Below are 18,712 nucleotides of genomic sequence, written 5' to 3'. Positions count from 1 at the left end.
CCAGCTCCAGCGCCTATCAGCTAGCAAACTTCAGTCTCCTCCCTACGATAAGTCAACATCGGTTCACTAGCGTTCACCGTGTTTCCTTTATCTCAGTCGGAGCCCTCCAGTTTGTACGCTGATAACCAGGCGCTTCCGCTTTTTAATTACTCTGCGACTTTTTCGAGGTTTCCGTTTCTGTCCATTTTAAATTTGGTTGGGCGCTCGTCTTCTTCTAGTACTACGAGTTTTCGGGCTCTGTTCATGATTTTCATGAGTGTTTCGTAATCTTCTTGCATTGTTTCTGAGTTATTTTCGATATGATGGAGTTTATCTTCTAATTCTTTGTTGCGACTTCTGATTGTTGCCATTTCTCGTTTTAATCTTTCATTCTCACTTTTTAAGATTTCCAGCTGTATTGGTGCATTTCGGAAATTTTGTAAGTAGGAAAGAACGGCGTCGAAATTCAGTGTACCAGCTTGGCTGTAGTTCGCTGCTGGATAGGCGGGTGCTTTTTCCGCTTCATATACGGGAAATGCCTGTGCATCTTCTTCTGATTGATAGTTTGCAAGTTCTTCTTCTTTTGGACTAGTAACATTTGTATCTAATGTTTCTGTTGTAACAAAAGCATCCAAAGCGTCTAATTCCATCGAACCCATTTCTAAACTAGTGGAAACGGTAAGTGCTTCAAAATCATCGACTGTCGGAACTGGCGGTGAATATAATAGTTTCTTTTTGCCACCTTGATCTTTTCCTAAAATACGCTGGCGTTGCTTTCGTTGTTTTTTAGCAAGCTGAAGCGCCTTTTCATATTGATGACGAACGACTGCGTTCCAGCGGAATCCACATGCTGCTGAAGTTCTATTTAATTTATCCCCAACTTCTTCAAAGGCGTTTAACTGTGTGCTTCCTTCTCTAACATGTCTCAAAACAGTTTCTGCTAATAATAGGTCATTTTCTTCCGACCATGCGTCTTGTCTAACTTTCATTCTAGCTCAACTCCCAACTTAATCACGATAAATAAATATTTCTAGTTTCATCTTTTCCAGAAACTTATTTGTTTATACAAAAGAAATACAAGGATAGTAGATTTTTTTCTAGTTTAGAAAATAGAAAAATTAGCGGATAAAGAGGATTAAAAAAAACAGCCGATCCAAGTCGGCTGTTTTAGATATATATTGGAATGAGAAAATCTTTACACTCGCTTCTTTACTAAGGATCCGCCATTTTGAATAAAGAAGGCAGAAATAAAGGCGAAAATACTTACAATAAATCCAAATAGGAAGAGATGGTGAATGCCATCCATAAAGGTGCCGCCGCTATTTAGCAATGAACCCATTACGGTTACACCTATAGCCGTTCCCATGTTTCGACAAAACATAAAGAATGAGGTAGATATACCCTTTTCATGGTTTCCAACTAGAGTTTGAGCACCGATAATACCGACAGTACTTAGTAAACCAAATGCTAGTCCTTGGACAATCATGAGGATAAATACGTACCAAAATCCATGTGATTCATTTAATAACACCAATAAAATTCCAGAAAGCAACAGTAATGTATTTCCGATTATTAATAGAATGCGATAGCCATATTTTAATATCCACTTACCAGCTGGAACAGACATAGCCATCCATCCTACAGACATACCAAGGAGAGAAACCCCGCTCCATAGAACAGAAAGCCCAGCTTGATTTTGTAAGAATAAAGGAATATAGCTTGATGTTCCAAACAAAGCCAATGTTCCAACAAATCCGTTAAGAAAAATCCAAGTGATTGTTTTATTCTTAAAAATGGATAATGGAACAATAGGAGAAGGTTGTCTTTTCTCAAAGAAATAAAATGTGATTAATAGAAGGGTACCGACTATAGCAAAAATAAAAAGATAACTTTCTAGCACGGTAACTAGTAATACACAAGTTATTCCGATTCCAAAGAGTACGGCACCGATATAATCTACTTGTGCCTTTTTAGGCTGATAGACTTCTTTATATGGAATTAAGGTTAATAGTGCAATAATACATACTGGTAAATTAATGTAAAATATCCATCTCCAACTCATAAACTCTACGAAAAGAGAACCAAGTGTTGGAGCTAATACTGCAGATAAAGCCCACATGCCAGTAAACAAAGCTTGGATTTTCCCTCTTTTTTCAATCGAAAAAAGATCACCGGCAATGATAGCAGGAAATGGCATCATAAATCCCGCACCCATCCCTTGCAAGGCTCTAAAGATGACTAATTGAGGCATGTTCGATGAGATTCCGCATAATAGTGACCCAATTAAAAAGACAATAATACCGAAAGCAAACAGTTTCTTTCTTCCGAAAAGATCAGAAAGTCTCCCCGCAATAGGCGATAATATCGTACTTGCGATCATATAAGCAGCAAAAGACCAGGCGTATAATTCTGTACCTCCAAGTTCCTCTGCAATAATAGGCATAGTTGTATTCATAATGGTCGTATCAATAGAGGCAATAAGCATTGCGAGAACAATACTGCACATTACTAATAGTCTACTTTTGTTCATTTCGTAACCTCCCTATATTCAAGAGGAAATTATAACGCATATTGACTAATTAATATAGAGAATGAAATGGGTTTATAAAAATATTGTCTTAGCCGATAGAAAAAAAGGCTGTAGTAGTGGCGGATTTTTTCCACAAATTCGTCACTGTTTTACAATCTTTTGCATCTTGCATTGCTAGTGGAGAAGGGGTAAAATACCATATAGTAATGAATGAGAAAGTTGTCGATTAGATAGTTGATAACTTTATTGGAGAGCATGTATAGAAAGGGTTGTCCCAATGGCAAACGAATTTCGTGTTTGCGACGATTGTCAGGCAGTAAATTTAAAAACGTTAATACCACGTTTAAAGCAAATAGATCCAGATGCAAAAATTGACATAGGTTGTCAATCTTATTGTGGTCCTGGTCGTAAGAAAACATTTGCTTTTGTCAATAATCGTCCACTAGCTGCATTAACAGAAGAAGAGTTAATGGATAAAATCAATACGAAGTTAAAAAAATAATAGAAATACTTTATTTTTTGAAATCTTCGTGCAAACAACAATGAAAAAAACAGAGTCTTTGTTAAACCAGAGGAGCTTCCAATAGATAGTTATTTTATGGAGAAAAAGATAATTTTTCCTTTTTAAAATGCCTACACGGAACCCTCTTTTTCTATCTTTAGAATATGGAGTGTACTCTAAATTACTAGAATGTATAAAAAATAGCCAATAGAACGAAAGAGAGTGGAGAAAGATGCCATATTCGACGGATAAGCTAAACGAAGAGAAAGTATTTAAAGATCCAGTCCATCGCTATATTCATGTTCGCGACCGAGTGATATGGGATTTGATAGGAACAAAAGAGTTTCAGCGTCTAAGAAGAATCAAACAGCTTGGCACGACTTATCTCACTTTTCATGGGGCGGAACACAGTAGGTTTAATCACTCTCTGGGAGTATATGAAATTGTTAGAAGAATTATTGACGATGTCTTTGAAGGCAGAGAAGAATGGAATAATAATCAGAGATTGCTGTCTTTATGTGCTGCTCTTTTGCATGATTTAGGACATGGTCCCTTTTCCCATTCGTTTGAAAAAGTGTTTGATCTCGATCACGAAGAATTTACACGTAGGATTATCCTGGGGAAGACGGAAGTAAATAAGGTTTTAATGAAAGTAGAGAAGGATTTTCCAAAAAAGGTTGCAGAAGTCATTGCCAAAACCTCAAAGGAAAAACTAGTAGTTAGTTTAATCTCCAGTCAAATTGATGCAGATCGCATGGATTATTTACTAAGAGATGCCTATTTTACAGGAGTTAGCTATGGAAATTTCGATATGGAGCGAATTCTCCGCGTAATGCGCCCAAGAGAAGATCAGGCTGTTATTAAGAAAAGCGGAATGCACGCAGTAGAAGACTATATTATGAGCCGCTATCAGATGTACTGGCAAGTATATTTCCACCCAGTGACAAGAAGTGCGGAAGTAATTCTTACAAAGATTCTACATAGAGCGAAATACTTACACGAGCAGTTCTACTCCTTTAAATATCACCCAATTCATTTTTACTCACTTTTTGAAGAAGAGACATCCTTAGAAGACTACTTGAAATTGGATGAGGCAATTATTCTCTATTATTTTCAAATGTGGCAAGAAGAAGATGATGTCATTTTGAAAGATCTTTGTCGCAGGTTTATGAATCGAAATCTATTTAAATATGTAGAGTTTGATCCAGCTAAAGAGTATAAGAAGCTTCAGGAGCTATCTGGTTTATTCCAAAAAGCGGGATTAGATCCAGAATATTATTTGGTTGTGGATTCCTCTTCTGATCTTCCATATGATTTTTATCGACCTGGTGAGGAAGAAGAACGGTTGCCGATACATCTTTTGATGAAAAATGGAGAGATAAGAGAGCTTTCCAGAGAATCTGAAATAGTCGATAGTATTTCTGGAAAAAGAAGAACGGATCATAAGCTATATTTTCCAAAGGATATTCTGAAGGACGACAGTTCCAAAGGGAAAGTCAAAAAACAAATTCGTCAATTGTTAGATATTCAATAGATGTGTGTCTTAGGATTAAATGGAGTAGGAGATGACCCAATTTGTTAAAAGATCATGCCAAAGTAATGAAAGCAATTGCTGCTTCGGGCGAAATTATTGGAAGAAAAAAGCTGCAAAAAATGATATATATTGCGAAAAAATTAGATTTTCCTTTTCATGAAAAATACCAATTTCATTTTTTCGGTCCCTATTCAGAAGAACTAACCTTGCGAGTAGAAGAATTATGTAATATGGGATTTTTAAATGAAGTAAAAGAAAAAAAAGGAGGCTACTTCCAATATCGCTATACGTTAACGGATAATGGAAAAGAGTTTCTTGCTCTTAATGAAGTTGAGATGCCTAACTTATCTCCTTGTCTTGAAGATATGAATGGGCAGAATTCAAGATTTCTAGAGCTTGTTTCAACCGTTCTATTTTTTGATACCTTATCAAAGGAAGAAGTAAAGGAAAAAGTTTTTACTTTAAAGGCAAAGCAAAAATATACAGAGGAAGAAGTAGAAATAGCCTACGCGTATATTGACAGTTTAAAAGAAAAAACAGTTCATTAATAAAGAAGGTTCTACGAAGCAATAAATGAGTTGCTTCGTAGGACCTTTTTTAGATGCTACTCTTGATCACTTAGTCGCTTGCCTGCGACAGCATAATGATTTTTTGGCATTTCTTCAATAAAAACAACAACTTTTTCTTTTGATGCTCCTGTTGTTTCAACAACTGCTTCTGTTACTTTCTCTACTAGATTTCTCTTTTGATCCTCTGTTCTACCTTCTAACATCTTTACAGTTACATAGGGCATGTGAAATCCTCCTAGGTTTTTGATAGTAGTTTTTCATATTTTTTGGAAAAGTGCAAGTCTTTAAACATGTAATTTGAATAGAATGTCATTCGTTTTGGTTCTTTTCTAGAAAAAGAAAATTTTCCTTTCCAATTTATTATCATGTATAATTTTAAAAGGAAACATACTAGAGAAAAGAAACGTTATCCATAGAAACTGAGTATAGAGGGGAGCTATTCATTTGTTATTTTCGCAAAATTTGGCGGATTTGCCTTATATTATTATTTCTATTGTCATAGGTTTTACTATACATGAATTTGCACACGCGTTTGTAGCCTATAAATTTGGAGATCCAACCGCCGAAAAGCAGGGAAGATTGTCACTGAACCCTATCGTGCACATTGATCTCGTTGGCGCAATTTTTATCTTGCTTGCTGGGTTTGGATGGGCGAAGCCGGTGCCGGTTAATCGTCATTACTTTAAACGACCTAAACTAGCTGGAGTATTGGTATCCTTAGCTGGTCCGGTTAGTAACTTAATACTAGCTTTTCTTGGTTTTATAATTATTGCAATATTAATAAAGTTTAATGTACCAGTAGGAAGCAACTTTGATTTATATCCGTTTTTTCAAATTTTTGTTTATATGAATTTATTACTCTTTGCTTTTAATTTAATCCCTCTACCACCACTAGATGGATACCGGATTATTGAAGATTTAGTTTCCTCTCGAGTACGAGCAAAAATGTCAAAGTATGAGGTATATGGATCTATTTTATTTATTGTATTAATCGTTACAGGATTATCGAGCTATACAATATTCCCATGGATTGAGTTTGTACGAATCTTTTTTCTCCAATTGTTTAATCAATTATTATTTTAATTGTTCTATCAGATTGATAGTATTCACAAAATGGGAAAAGAGTCATTTTTATACACCCGAATTTAGCAACTTCAAAGTCAGGCAACAAAGCAGCTAATACATTGCAAAGGAGTATGGAAAGTGGAAGAAAAAAAGAAAAAAACAATTGGTTTTAATATCATCAAAAACGACCCAACGGATGGGCATAAGGGCTTTGGAATCGGCAGTCTTAGTTTAGAAAATGTATCTCCTGTTATCATTGATGTGGAAGAAGGAGAAGCAATTGTCGATATCGGGGCTATGCATGCAAGAAGTGCAGTAGAGCGTGGTATCAAATTTTTGAAAACAAAAGAAGAAGTTCCAAATGGAAAGCCTTACTGGTTAGTGTGGGTAACGATTGACCGTAAGCTTGAAGGGCCTTATTATGCTGGCGTAACAGCCTGTGAAATGACTGTAGACCGTTCGATTCGCAGAGGCTATAAATCTCTGCCAGAGCATGTAAATAAGATGGATAAAAGTATGAAAAGACATATTATGGTCGATCATATGGATGATAAGTCAAAAAAGGTACTTGCAGATTTCTTGAAGAACCATGATTCGCAATTATGGGATAATTCCGTAGACCAGCTGAAAAAAGACTTGTTAGGATAGTTTTTTGAAAAGGTTGACAAATGGAAAAGGAAATCGATAAACTAAAAGGGAGTAAAAATAAAAAGCCCTTTTAAAGGAGATTGTTTTATGAGTGTGAGTGTTCTTAACTAACCGTTAATTTTATACGGCCTTGAATTTTGTTGAAAAATCGGGATTATACCGGTTTATTTAGCATGCGAATCTCAAGGAAGGTTAAGAATAAGCCTCATAGCAAGCAATAGAAGATAAAAGCTATGGCATATTTGTCATAGCTTTTTTATTTTATTGCAAAGGATTTCCTAATGCCGCTAATAGCGGATAGGTCTACCCAAAAAGCTAGTGTGAGTGTTTGTTCACACTAGCTTTTTTTCATTTTAAGGAAAAACAGGAGGGAATAAAATGAATCATCAGACATTTGAAGTATTAGGATTTTATAAGATTTTAGAGGAAATAGAATCTTTTGCGAAGACAAATTTAGGCAAAGAAACAATTGGGAAACTGCGACCTATGCAAGATAAAAGAAGAATCGAGCAGTCGATAAAGGAAATAGAAGAGGCTGTTAAAATATTGGAAATATCAAGTAGTGTGCCAATTCATACATTAGATGAAATGTCCCTTTATCTTAATCAGGCAAAGAAAGGAATTTATATTCGAGCAGATCAATTCCCGTTTGTTATTTCCTTTTTGGAGCATTGCACAAAGCTTAAGCAGTTTATGCGTGATAAAGAGTACGCAGCTCCTAATGTATCTCTTTACGTCCAATCCATTCCAGACGTTAGGGAACTTACAGAAGAAATAGCAAAATGTATTAGACATGGGAATGTCGACGACTATGCCTCCAGTGATTTAGCCTATTTAAGAAGACAGCTATCCATCTTGACAGATCGAGTAAAAGAAAAAGCAAGCCAATTGGTGAAATCCAAAAAATATGCAGGTTATCTTCAGGACAAAATTGTATCAGAGCGTAGTGGTCACCTGACTCTCTCTGTAAAAAGAGAGTACCGAACTAAAATCCAAGGGAGTGTATTGGATACATCGGCATCTGGCGCAACCGTATTTATTGAGCCAATTGAACTGGCTGAAATGCAAGGGGAAATAGAAACAATGAAGCTAGCAGAGGAGTACGAGGTGGAACGGATTTTATATGAATTAACAGAAAAGCTTTTAGCGGAGGAAGGAGCGATTCATTTAGCTATAGAAACAATGCATTATTATGATGTCTTATTTGCAAAAGCGAAATATAGTAGAGCGATTGATGCAAAGCCCCCTGTTTTAACAGAAGACTATACGATCCATTTAAAAGAAGCTCGCCATCCAATGCTTGGTGAGAAGGCTGTTCCATTGACCATCTCTTTTGGGGAAGAGCATCGAGCCTTAGTTATTACTGGGCCAAATACAGGTGGAAAAACAGTAACATTGAAAACAATCGGCTTATTAACAATGATGGCACAATCGGGCTTGTTGATTCCAGCGAAATTAGGCAGCAAAATAGCGATCTTCCAGCATATATTTGTAGATATCGGTGACGGACAAAGCATTGAACAAAATTTAAGTACGTTTAGCTCAAGGTTAGTAAATATTATTGATATCTTAAGAACGACTAATGATCGCTCTCTTGTATTGCTGGATGAGTTAGGGTCTGGTACAGATCCAGGAGAAGGGATGGCCCTTGCAATTGTCATTTTAGAACAGCTTTATCAAAAGGGGGCAACCTTATTTGCGACTACCCATTATAGTGAGATGAAGGAATTCGCGGATCAAACAGAAGGCTTTTTAAATGGAACAATGGAATTTGATATCGATACACTACGGCCGACATATAAGCTATTACTCGGGAAAAGTGGAAGAAGCCAAGCGTTTGAAATTGCAAGCAAACTTGGCCTACATCCTAAGCTCATTGAAAAAGCGCATGAGATAACGTATAAAACACATCGGAATTTTCACCATGAACAGCGTTTAAATGATGCAGATTTTCAGCAACAAATCGTTATTAATAAATATGCTAGAACATCATTGGTGAAAAAATCAGTTGGTCTACCTCATTCAAAGGAGCCTGTTTTTGAGCAAGGAGATAATGTGATTCTTACAGAGACAAATGAGATAGGAATTGTTTACCAAGGACCGGACGCACAAGGAAGATATGTAGTACAGGTTCGCCAAGAAAAAAGAACAGTTAACCACAAACGATTGAAGCTGTATATAAAAGGAACAGAGCTTTATCCGGAAGATTATGATTTTGATATTATTTTTAAATCTAAGGAATATCGGAAAATAAGCAAGCAGCAAAAAAGAAAATATGTGGAAGACGTTTGGTTGGAGGAAGAATAGGAATAGAGGATGGTAGTATGAAAGCCCGTTTGGAAGAGCGAACGAGTAAAAAGGTAACAGAGGAGAGTACTCTAAGCCCGTTTGGAAGAGGAAACGAGCGGAAAGGTAACAGAGAGAGGCTCTCTAAGTCCGTTTGGAAGAGGAAATGAGCGGAAAGGTAACAGAGAGAGGCTCTCTAAGCCCGTTTGGAAGAGGGAACGAAGGAAAAGGTAACAGAGCAAGAATCTCTAAGTCCATTTGGAAGAGGGAACGAAGGAAAAGGTAACAGAGCAAGAATCTTTAAGCCCGTTTGGAAGAGGGAACGAAAGAAAAGGTAACAGAGAAAGGTCTCCTTGCTTCACCATCCGCCCCAAACAAAAAAAGCATACTCTACCAAAATTAGGTGGTAGTATGCTTTTTCGATCTTCACTCCTACCAAGGCAAAATCCGTTTATACCAAGGTACTTTTTCTTTTGGTTTTTCGTTATTTGCAGGTTTGTCGCTGGAATCATCTTTCGGTAAATCGGCGCAATATTCTGTTGGAACGGTTTCCTTTGTAAAGTACATCATTCTTTTTGTCCCACAAGCATCTGATGCAAGTTTGCCGCTCTTAGGGTCAATATATACACCGACCGTTCCTTTTGTAGGTGTAAATCCTTTAATGGGTTCTTTTCTCAAGCTTTGTTCCATGAACTGAACCCAAACTTTCTTAGCGTACGTTTTATCAGCAGTTAATGTAAGAGGTTCTCCTTGGTCATAACCAGTCCAAACAGCAGATACTAATTGTGGCGTATAACCAATCATCCAGCTATCTGATTCTGTGGAACCAGATTTGCCCGCATAAATTCTTGTTATATCATTTGTGACGGTACTTCCTGTTACAGATGCATAGCCATTTAGATTAGGGTCAAACATGCCTGTCATCATTTGGTTCATCACAAAGGTTAAATCCGTATCTAAAACCTTTTCTTTTTTCGCTTTATGTTCATAGAGTATTTGCCCATCATTTGTCTCAATTTTTGTAATGAAAACAGGCGAAACACTATTTCCTCCGTTAGCAAGCATGCTATAAGCATTTGCCATATCAATTACACGAACATTAGATGTTCCAAGAGCGAGAGAAGGTACCTCTTGTAAATCGGTTGTAATGCCGAACTTTTTCCCTGTTTTTACTAATGTATCCTGTCCTAAAAATAGATGGGTTTTAACAGCATATACATTATCAGAAACAGCAAGCGCTTGGGCCATTGTTATATTGCCATCTGCATATTTATTATTAAAATTATGTGGTGTATATGGATCCCTTCCATCATCGAAGCGGAAGGTAGTTTTCTCGCTGCTCATCATGGTAGCTGGCGTAAAGCCATGTTCAAGTGCTGCGTAGTATAATAAAGGCTTAATCGTAGAGCCAGGTTGCCGTGTAGCTTGAATGGCTCTATTAAATGGGCTTTCTTCATAATCTCTACCACCCACCATTGCTTTAACATATCCTGTAGCTGGATCCATGGCAACAAAGCCTATCTGTATATTGCTATCTTTGTTTATTGTATGGTCAATTGTTTCCTCTGCAATTTTTTGCTGCTCTGTATTTAAGGTTGTGTATACTCTTAATCCACCTAATTGAATCGTTTTGTCATCTAAGTGAAGCTCGTTTTTGAGAATGTTTTTTACGGCATCTTGAAAATAAGGAGCTGTATCCATACTAGCATTCGGAAATTTTCCTACGAGAGAGAGCTCTTCATTTAAAGCTAACGTTTTATCCTCTTCCTTTATATAGCCATTTTCAATTAAGGAGTTTAGGATAATCCCTTGTCTTTTTTTTGCATTTTCCATCGATGAAAAGGGAGAATAAATACTAGGTCCCTTTGGAATGCCAGCAAGCATTGTTGCCTCAGCCAGCGTTAACTCAGAGGCCTCTTTTCCAAAGTAATATTGACTCGCTGCCTCTGCTCCATATGCTCCATGACCGTAATAAATTGTATTTATATAGCCTTCAAGAATTTCATCCTTCGTATAGAATATTTCCAGTCGAAGAGTATAAAAAGCTTCTGCAATTTTTCGAGTCCATGTCTTTTCATGCTCTAAAAATAGGTTCCGGGCATATTGCTGGGTAATCGTACTTGCCCCCTGTACTTTCGCCATTGCTTTAATATCAGCTAAAATGGCACCCCCGATTCGTTTGTAATCAAAACCATGATGGGCGTAAAAATTCTTATCCTCAATAGAAACAGTAGCATCCACTAAATAAGGGCTAATATCATCAATTGAGACCCAATATCTTTTTTGCCCATTGCTGCTTTCTCCAATAATACTGCCGTTATCTGAGTAGTAGATAGTGGATTGAGAAACGGCTAGAGGAGGCGGTCCTAACGTGCGAGCATATACATATATACCGATAAAAATGATGCTTGCGGTTATCATGAAAAGGAGCCCCAATATGATTAATAGGCGTAAATACTTTCCAGAGTTTTTTAATTTATTTACAATGACTTCCAATACATGACACCTCCTTAGTTGAAGTTCCTTCTTTTTTATCGTTTTCACTTAAACTCTAAATAGATAGCACTAGTATGTGGTAAAGATTGGCGTTTTAAACATTTTTATCATGGAATATAAAAAAATTTCTTTGCATTTTTACAAATATCCACTATACTTTTTTCGTGTTTGTTATTTGTTTGATTGGGAAGTATAAAAAGAAAGATGGAGGAACTAGAGAATCTTCTTCTTTGTTAAAGCAATCAAATGAATGGAGGATATGAATAATGGGAATTTGGTTTACAGAGAAGCAGACCGATCATTTTGGGATTACGATGAAAATCAAACGTACATTACATACAGAACAGACACCGTTTCAAAAACTAGATATGGTAGAAACTGAAGAATGGGGAAATATGCTGTTATTGGACGATATGGTAATGACATCTGTAAAAGATGAATTTGTCTATCACGAAATGGTAGCGCATATTCCGTTATTTACACATCCAAACCCAGAGTATGTCCTAGTTGTTGGTGGCGGCGATGGCGGTGTGATTCGGGAGGTATTGAAGCATCCGAGTGTCAAAAAGGCGACGCTTGTTGATATTGATGGTAAAGTAATTGAATATAGCAAGCAGTTTTTACCAGAGATAGCAGGTAAGCTTGATGATCCGAGAGTAGACGTTCAAGTAGGCGACGGCTTTATGCATATTGCTAAAAGTGAGAAAGAATATGATGTGATTATGGTAGATTCAACAGAACCAGTTGGACCAGCTGTTAATCTCTTTACAAAAGGCTTTTATGCGGGGATAGCAAAAGCATTAAAGGATGAGGGTCTTTTCGTTGCTCAAAGTGACAACCCATGGTTTAAAGGAGATTTAATTCGTTCTGTACAAAGAGATGTGAAAGAAATCTTTCCGATAACCAGATTATATATCGCCAATATTCCAACATATCCAAGTGGGATGTGGGCGTTCACGATTGGTTCTAAGCAATATGATCCATTGCAAGTACCAGAAAGTCGTTTTCATTCAATAGAAACAAAATATTATACGAAAGAACTGCACAAAGCAGCCTTTATTTTGCCAAAGTTTGTTCAGGATCTTTGTTAGTAGGGATAGCTGCTTTAAGCAGTTTATTGGTCAGCTGTCCCGCAATAGAAAAAGGAGTGATTACCAATGCGTTTTGATGAATCGTATTCAGGAAATGTATTTATTAAAAGTTATCCAAATTATGAAGAAAGCCAAGTGGTATTGTACGGGATGCCAATGGATTGGACTGTTAGCTTCCGTCCTGGGTCTCGTTTTGGCCCTGCAAGAATTCGAGAGGTTTCAGTTGGGCTAGAAGAGTACAGTCCCTATTTAGATAGAGAGCTGGATGAAGTAAAATACTTTGACGCAGGTGATATCCCGCTTCCTTTCGGAAATCCGCAACGAAGCTTAGATATGATTGAAGAATTTGTGGACAAAGTAATAGGAGATAATAAATTTCCCCTTGGAATGGGTGGAGAGCATTTAGTATCCTGGGGCGTATTCCAAGCGATGTATAAGAAATATCCAGATTTAGCAATCATACATATGGATGCACACACAGATCTTCGTGATGAGTATGAAGGAGAGCCGCTTTCTCACTCTACGCCAATCAAGAAAGTAGCGAATTTAATTGGTCCAAAAAACGTTTATTCTTTTGGTATTCGTTCCGGAATGAAAGAGGAGTTCCAATGGGCAAAAGAAGTAGGAATGCATATTTCGAAGTTTGAAGTACTAGAGCCTTTAAAAGAAATTCTGCCAACACTTGCAGGCAGACCTGTATATGTAACAATTGATATTGATGTATTAGATCCAGCGCATGCACCTGGTACTGGCACAGTAGATGCAGGCGGAATTACTTCGAAAGAATTATTAGCGTCTATTCATGAAATTGCTCGTTCTAATGTTCAAGTAGTTGGTGCTGATTTAGTAGAAGTAGCACCAATCTATGATCCATCAGAACAAACAGCAAATACAGCAAGTAAGTTAATCCGTGAAATGATTTTGGGATTTGTAAAATAATAAAAAGTTATGTCCAGAAAAAGCCGATGTCTCATGGTAGATATCGGTTTTTTTATGGTGTTCTCCTTTCTTGACTGACCAACAATTCCCAGAGTAAATCTTTAGTCTATATGTTAAAATATAGAAAAATGAAAACTTTATTTTTACAACAGAAAATATCGTTTCTTTGTATTCGGATTATTAAAGAATTGAAATAATGTTCTGATAGACTTGACGTGAAGCATAGAATTACAGTTTTTTGATAAAGAAACGTAGCAGATTATCTACATAGGAGAAGAGAGTAAAATGGCGAAAAAGATTTTTGTTCTATTAATTGGCGTATTGGTATTATTTACAGGCTTTCACACTGTAAACACTGCAAAAGCTGCTAGTAAAAAAACGAAATATGTTACAGCAAGCACGCTCAATATAAGAAGTGGAGCAAGTACCTCGCACAAAGTGATCACGACGGTAAAGAAAAATCAAGCAGTGACCGTGACCACAACAAAAGGGTCTTGGGATAAGGTGACAGTTGGAAAGAAAACGGGATGGGCGTCCAATAAATATTTAACAACAAAGAAGCCAGCAGCAAAAGCGACTACTGCAACGAAAACAATGTACGTGTCAGCAAGTACATTAAATGTGAGAAGCGGTGCAGGTACTACGTACAAGATAGTTACGACAGTTAAAAAGAATCAATCATTAAAAGTAACCCAAACAAAAGGAACGTGGAGCAAAGTAACGGTTGGAAAGAAAACAGGTTGGGTATCAAGTAAATACCTAACAACGAAAAAACCAGCAGCTCCCAAAAATTTAGCAGCAGGTTTAAAAACAGTAGGGAAAAACAAGCAATTGATTCTTGTCACGTCAAATGGCTATAATACATCCTCTGCTGAAATTCGTACATTTGAAAAGAATGCTAAAGGAGTATGGGTTCCGGTTTTAACTACAGCTGGACATATTGGTAAACTTGGTATCACTTCTAATATGAAAGAAGGCGGCAAAAAATCACCTATAGGGAAATTTACGATTGGAACTGCCTTTGGAACAGCAAAGAACCCTGGAACAAAATTATCATATCGGAAAATTACTAATGATGATGTGTGGGTAGACGATCCAAAATCGAAGCTATATAATACATGGCAATCCAAAAAGAAAACTAAGGGTCAGTGGAAGAGCGCGGAAAACATGAATGTACCAGCCTACAAATACGGGTTTGTCATTAACTACAATACCAAACGCATTCCGAATAAAGGCAGCGCAATCTTCTTCCACATTGCAAATAGCTACACCCTCGGATGCACAGCCACTTCCGAAGCGAACGTTGTGAAGATTCTTAAATGGTTAGATCCTTCAAAAAATCCAGTAATTATTCAAACACCGATCCAAGAGTTAAACAACTATTAGAAACAAGAAACCTACAGGACTCCCTGTAGGTTTTGTTAGTAGTGGTTCTTAAATATCTACCCTTCATTTGTGGAACCATCTTGCACTTCCCCTTTAAAAAATTTATACTTATAAAGTTACACAGTAAATGAAAAGGAAGTGTTGTCGTTGTCTCAACCATCAGCGCAACAGGTGCCTGTAAAATTACACGTTACAACACATATATATAATGGGAAAAATAAAGAAAGTATTGAGTGGATTGGGTTTGGTCAATACTTAGAAAAAGATACTAGTAAATATATAAAATATGAAGAAATCATAGAAGAAGGCACCATTAAAACGATTATCAAAATCACGGAAAAGGAAGGGTTAATCCTTAGAAGTGGGGCAGTGAAAATGCGTCTCCCTTTTCTTATTAATAAACAGAAAATCGGTAGCTATGAAAGTCCGTACGGTGTTTTTCAGCTAGTTACAGATACGAAGAGGCTTGCCTTAGAAGTGGAGCAGCAAGCAACAACGGGTTCATTAGATATTTTATATGATTTAAAGATGCAGGGCAGTAATAATGGAACGTATCATATGACCATTTCATTTAAGGAGGAGACAGAGTAAGAATGAATATTGTAGATCAAATAAAGGACAAGTTGAAAGAAGAAATTAAACAAAGTGTGATAAAAGCTGGATTAGCAACAGAAGAACAAATTCCAGAGGTAATATTGGAATTACCAAAGGACAAAGCACATGGTGATTATTCTACTAATATGGCGATGCAATTAGCAAGAGTGGCAAAGAAAGCACCAAGAATGATTGCGGAAACCATTATTGAGAATTTTGATCAAACAAAGGCATCTATTAAAAAAGTAGAAATAGCAGGACCAGGTTTTATCAATTTTTATATGGATAACAGCTACCTAACAGACTTAATTTCAACCATCCTTAAAGCAGGGGATCAATACGGTCAGACTAATGTTGGAAACAACGAGAAAATACAAGTAGAGTTTGTTTCTGCGAATCCAACTGGTGACCTTCATTTGGGACATGCTCGTGGGGCAGCGGTAGGAGATTCTTTATCCAATATTTTAGAGAAAGCTGGTTATGATGTATCAAGAGAATACTATATCAATGATGCTGGTAACCAAATTAATAACTTGGCATTATCTGTAGAAGCACGCTATTTCCAAGCATTAGGCATGGAAAAGGAAATGCCGCAAGATGGCTATCATGGGGCAGACATTATCGGAATCGGAAAAAAACTAGCAGAAGAATTTGGCGATAAGTATGTAAATGTTTCGGAGCAGGAACGTTTTGACTTTTTCCGTGAATACGGCCTGAAGTATGAAATGGCTAAATTAAAGCAGGATTTAGAAGATTTCCGTGTGAAATTTGATGTGTGGTTCTCTGAAACATCACTTTATCAAAATGGAAAAATCGATGTAGCACTAAACGCATTAAAAGAAAATGGCTATATCTTTGAACAAGACGGAGCTACATGGTTACGTTCAACGGATTTCGGTGATGACAAAGACCGAGTTCTAATCAAAAATGATGGTTCTTATACGTATCTATTACCAGATATAGCTTATCACAAGGATAAGCTAGAAAGAGGATTTGAAAAGCTTATTAATGTTTGGGGTGCAGACCATCACGGTTACATTCCTCGTATGAGAGCAGCTATTCAAGCATTAGGCTATAACAAAGATGCATTAGAAGTGGAAATTATTCAGCTTGTTCATCTTTACAAAGACGGCGAAAAAATGAAGATGAGTAAACGTACTGGAAAAGCTGTTACAATGAGAGATTTAGTAGAAGAAGTAGGATTAGACGCAACTCGTTACTTCTTTGCAATGAGAAGTGCTGATACGCATTTAGATTTTGATTTAGACCTAGCTGTATCACAATCCAATGAAAACCCAGTGTACTATGCACAATACGCACATGCACGTATTTCAAGTATCCTTAGACAAGGAAAAGAACAAGGAATCGAGCTTGCTGATGAATTAAACGTAACGTTGATCACTGCAGAAAAAGAATTTGACTTATTGAAAAAACTAGGAGAATTCCCACAAGCAGTAGGAGAAGCGGCATTAAAGAGAATGCCACACCGTATTACAAATTACATTTACGATTTAGCATCCACTTTCCACAGCTTCTATAATGCCGAGAAAGTATTAGACGCAGATAACCTTGAAAGAACAAAAGCACGTCTAGCATTAATTCAGGCAACACAAATAACATTAAGAAACGCCTTAGTCCTAATCGGCGTATCTGCACCAGAAAAAATGTAATAACATAAGGAGGAGAGCTAAAATTGGCTCTCCTCTATTTTTATAGATGCTCAGATTGCGGCTTGAATTCCCATAAGAATTGAAGAAAGCATCGGATATTTCGAACAATCATTTCAAATAATAAAAGCATCTACTTTTGAAGGGAAGATGCTTGTGAAATTAGTGATACTTGCTTTAGTAACTGGATTTTTAACTGGATTCATTTTTGGATTATTGAAATTGCCTATCCCAGCCCCAGGTGCATTTTCAGGTATTGTAGGTATTTTTGGAATATATGCTGGTTACCGTGTGTTTGAATGGGTGAGTGTCTTTTTTCAAAGATAATGATAATTATGGTTTATGATTATTAAATAGGTTGCTTCTTCAGATATTTCTCGAAATGTCTGAAGAAGCCTAATTCAAACCATTATTTATAAAAATGAGGCAACAAGACGTGAAGCCCATTCCTTCAGGGTACTCCATATATTTATCTTCTTTAAATCCTCAAGAGATAATGTCTTTGCTTGTTCAAGATCTATAGCAGTAATTTTATTCATTTTTTTAATAAATATAGGGTCATACATACAGCAGTTTAATTCATGGTTCAAAAAGATACTGCGTCTATCAAAATTGGATGAACCGATAATAATAATTTCATTATCGACATTTATTAATTTACCATGGAAAAACCCATTCATATATTGATATACGCTTGCCCCATCCCGTAACAGCTTGCGTAAATAAGGGTAAGCAGCTTCTTTGACAAGCATATGATCAGCTTTATTAGGGATAAGAATCGTAATGGTAACATTTCGATGTAAAGCTTTTAATAATTCCTCCATTATTCGCTTGTTAGGAATAAAGTAAGGCGTAGCGATTAAAAGAGTATTTTTGCTGTTTTTAATCAGATTACAAATTATCTCTTCTAAATAAACCCCTTGTGTAGGTATGATTTGATGTCTGGATTGTCCCTTTTTTTGCATAGGGAAATATACACGGTTTTGCAGTAAATTTATCTTAGAGGCTTTTAACCAGTCGATTAGAAATTCTCGCTGCAAGTCATCGACCCCTTCTCCAGTTAATTGAAAATGATAGTCACGCCAAGGGCTTAACTTGAAGTTACCGTGAATATAATCCTTTCCAATGTTAAAGCCACCCATAAAACCAACTTTACCATCAATAATAGCGATTTTTCGGTGGTTTCTTACTTGTAAGGAATAAAATAGGTAAGGAAATGTTGGAAGCTGACAAAACGCAAATTGAACACCAGCTTGCTTTAAATTCCTTCTAATTTTTTTCCTTATTTTCATACTACCTAACCAATCTAAAATAAGTCGTACTTCTATCCCTTCATGTGCTTTAGCTTTTAAAAGATTTAGAAACTCGTTGGAAATGCTATCCGTTTTTATGGTATAGAAAAGAATATGGACATGACTGTTTGCTT

At 36.6% G+C, this 18,712-nt stretch carries 17 protein-coding genes; 12 read left to right on the top strand and 5 right to left on the bottom strand.

All coding sequences use genetic code 11. The annotated features are described in order from the left end of the window. Window positions 1-146: 146 nt before the first annotated feature. Window positions 147-968, bottom strand: coding sequence for an RsfA family transcriptional regulator (locus tag RTL21_RS18545; RefSeq protein ID WP_312097995.1), 822 nt, complete (start codon window positions 966-968; stop codon window positions 147-149). A 206-nt stretch (window positions 969-1,174) separates the two neighbouring features. Beyond that, the gene (locus RTL21_RS18540) at window positions 1,175-2,509 is read right to left on the bottom strand and encodes an MFS transporter (RefSeq protein WP_312097993.1); all 1,335 of its coding nucleotides are present in this window, start codon (window positions 2,507-2,509) and stop codon (window positions 1,175-1,177) included. A 277-nt stretch (window positions 2,510-2,786) separates the two neighbouring features. On the opposite strand from RTL21_RS18540, the gene RTL21_RS18535 reads away from it, so the two are divergent. The 3 genes from RTL21_RS18535 (at window position 2,787) to RTL21_RS18525 (ending at window position 5,093) form a co-directional block, all read left to right on the top strand. Further along, window positions 2,787-3,011 (top strand): YuzB family protein, encoded by a 225-nt coding sequence (locus tag RTL21_RS18535; protein WP_312097991.1) that lies wholly within the window; start codon window positions 2,787-2,789, stop codon window positions 3,009-3,011. A 232-nt stretch (window positions 3,012-3,243) separates the two neighbouring features. Next, window positions 3,244-4,545, top strand: a complete 1,302-nt coding sequence (locus tag RTL21_RS18530; RefSeq protein WP_312097989.1) for an HD domain-containing protein — start codon at window positions 3,244-3,246, stop codon at window positions 4,543-4,545. 41 nt (window positions 4,546-4,586) lie between these two features. Beyond that, on the top strand, window positions 4,587-5,093 hold the full coding sequence (locus tag RTL21_RS18525; protein ID WP_312097987.1) for a YwgA family protein: 507 nt from the start codon (window positions 4,587-4,589) through the stop codon (window positions 5,091-5,093). Between the two features lie 56 nt (window positions 5,094-5,149). On the opposite strand, the gene RTL21_RS18520 is transcribed toward RTL21_RS18525, so the two are convergent. Beyond that, on the bottom strand, window positions 5,150-5,338 hold the full coding sequence (locus RTL21_RS18520; RefSeq protein WP_312097985.1) for a 2-hydroxymuconate tautomerase: 189 nt from the start codon (window positions 5,336-5,338) through the stop codon (window positions 5,150-5,152). A 214-nt stretch (window positions 5,339-5,552) separates the two neighbouring features. On the opposite strand from RTL21_RS18520, the gene RTL21_RS18515 reads away from it, so the two are divergent. The 3 genes from RTL21_RS18515 (at window position 5,553) to RTL21_RS18505 (ending at window position 9,134) form a co-directional block, all read left to right on the top strand. Beyond that, the gene (locus tag RTL21_RS18515; protein WP_396954471.1) at window positions 5,553-6,197 is read left to right on the top strand and encodes a site-2 protease family protein; all 645 of its coding nucleotides are present in this window, start codon (window positions 5,553-5,555) and stop codon (window positions 6,195-6,197) included. 120 nt (window positions 6,198-6,317) lie between these two features. Beyond that, complete coding sequence (locus RTL21_RS18510) at window positions 6,318-6,827, top strand: YwhD family protein (protein ID WP_312097981.1); 510 nt, start codon at window positions 6,318-6,320, stop codon at window positions 6,825-6,827. A gap of 378 nt (window positions 6,828-7,205) precedes the next feature. Continuing rightward, window positions 7,206-9,134 carry an endonuclease MutS2 gene (locus RTL21_RS18505; RefSeq protein WP_312097979.1) on the top strand — a complete coding sequence of 643 codons (1,929 nt, stop codon included), beginning with the start codon at window positions 7,206-7,208 and terminating at the stop codon, window positions 9,132-9,134. Between the two features lie 411 nt (window positions 9,135-9,545). On the opposite strand, the gene RTL21_RS18500 is transcribed toward RTL21_RS18505, so the two are convergent. After that, on the bottom strand, window positions 9,546-11,609 hold the full coding sequence (locus RTL21_RS18500; RefSeq protein WP_312097978.1) for a transglycosylase domain-containing protein: 2,064 nt from the start codon (window positions 11,607-11,609) through the stop codon (window positions 9,546-9,548). A 266-nt stretch (window positions 11,610-11,875) separates the two neighbouring features. Between RTL21_RS18500 and speE the strand changes: the two genes are divergently transcribed. From speE to RTL21_RS18470, 6 genes are all read left to right on the top strand, one after another. Further along, window positions 11,876-12,700, top strand: a complete 825-nt coding sequence (gene speE, locus RTL21_RS18495; RefSeq protein ID WP_312097977.1) for a spermidine synthase — start codon at window positions 11,876-11,878, stop codon at window positions 12,698-12,700. A gap of 66 nt (window positions 12,701-12,766) precedes the next feature. Further along, complete coding sequence (speB, locus tag RTL21_RS18490; RefSeq protein ID WP_284561756.1) at window positions 12,767-13,639, top strand: agmatinase; 873 nt, start codon at window positions 12,767-12,769, stop codon at window positions 13,637-13,639. Window positions 13,640-13,924: 285 nt separating this feature from the next. Continuing rightward, the gene (locus RTL21_RS18485; RefSeq protein ID WP_312097973.1) at window positions 13,925-15,025 is read left to right on the top strand and encodes an SH3 domain-containing protein; all 1,101 of its coding nucleotides are present in this window, start codon (window positions 13,925-13,927) and stop codon (window positions 15,023-15,025) included. A 147-nt stretch (window positions 15,026-15,172) separates the two neighbouring features. Continuing rightward, window positions 15,173-15,616, top strand: a complete 444-nt coding sequence (locus RTL21_RS18480) for a YwiB family protein (RefSeq protein WP_312097972.1) — start codon at window positions 15,173-15,175, stop codon at window positions 15,614-15,616. 2 nt (window positions 15,617-15,618) lie between these two features. Further along, window positions 15,619-17,289 carry an arginine--tRNA ligase gene (gene argS, locus RTL21_RS18475; protein WP_312097970.1) on the top strand — a complete coding sequence of 557 codons (1,671 nt, stop codon included), beginning with the start codon at window positions 15,619-15,621 and terminating at the stop codon, window positions 17,287-17,289. Between the two features lie 153 nt (window positions 17,290-17,442). Continuing rightward, a complete protein-coding gene (locus RTL21_RS18470; protein WP_312097968.1) occupies window positions 17,443-17,613 on the top strand; it encodes a XapX domain-containing protein in 171 nt (56 codons plus the stop codon). Window positions 17,614-17,699: 86 nt separating this feature from the next. Here the strand turns inward: RTL21_RS18470 and RTL21_RS18465 are convergent. After that, window positions 17,700-18,712, bottom strand: a 1,013-nt coding sequence (locus tag RTL21_RS18465; RefSeq protein WP_312097966.1) for a phospholipase D-like domain-containing protein, incomplete at its 5' end; no start/stop codon positions are given.

The organism is Niallia sp., assembly GCF_031978665.1.
Lineage (GTDB): Bacteria > Bacillota > Bacilli > Bacillales > Cytobacillaceae > Niallia.
This window is presented reverse-complemented; position numbering and strand designations above follow the sequence as displayed.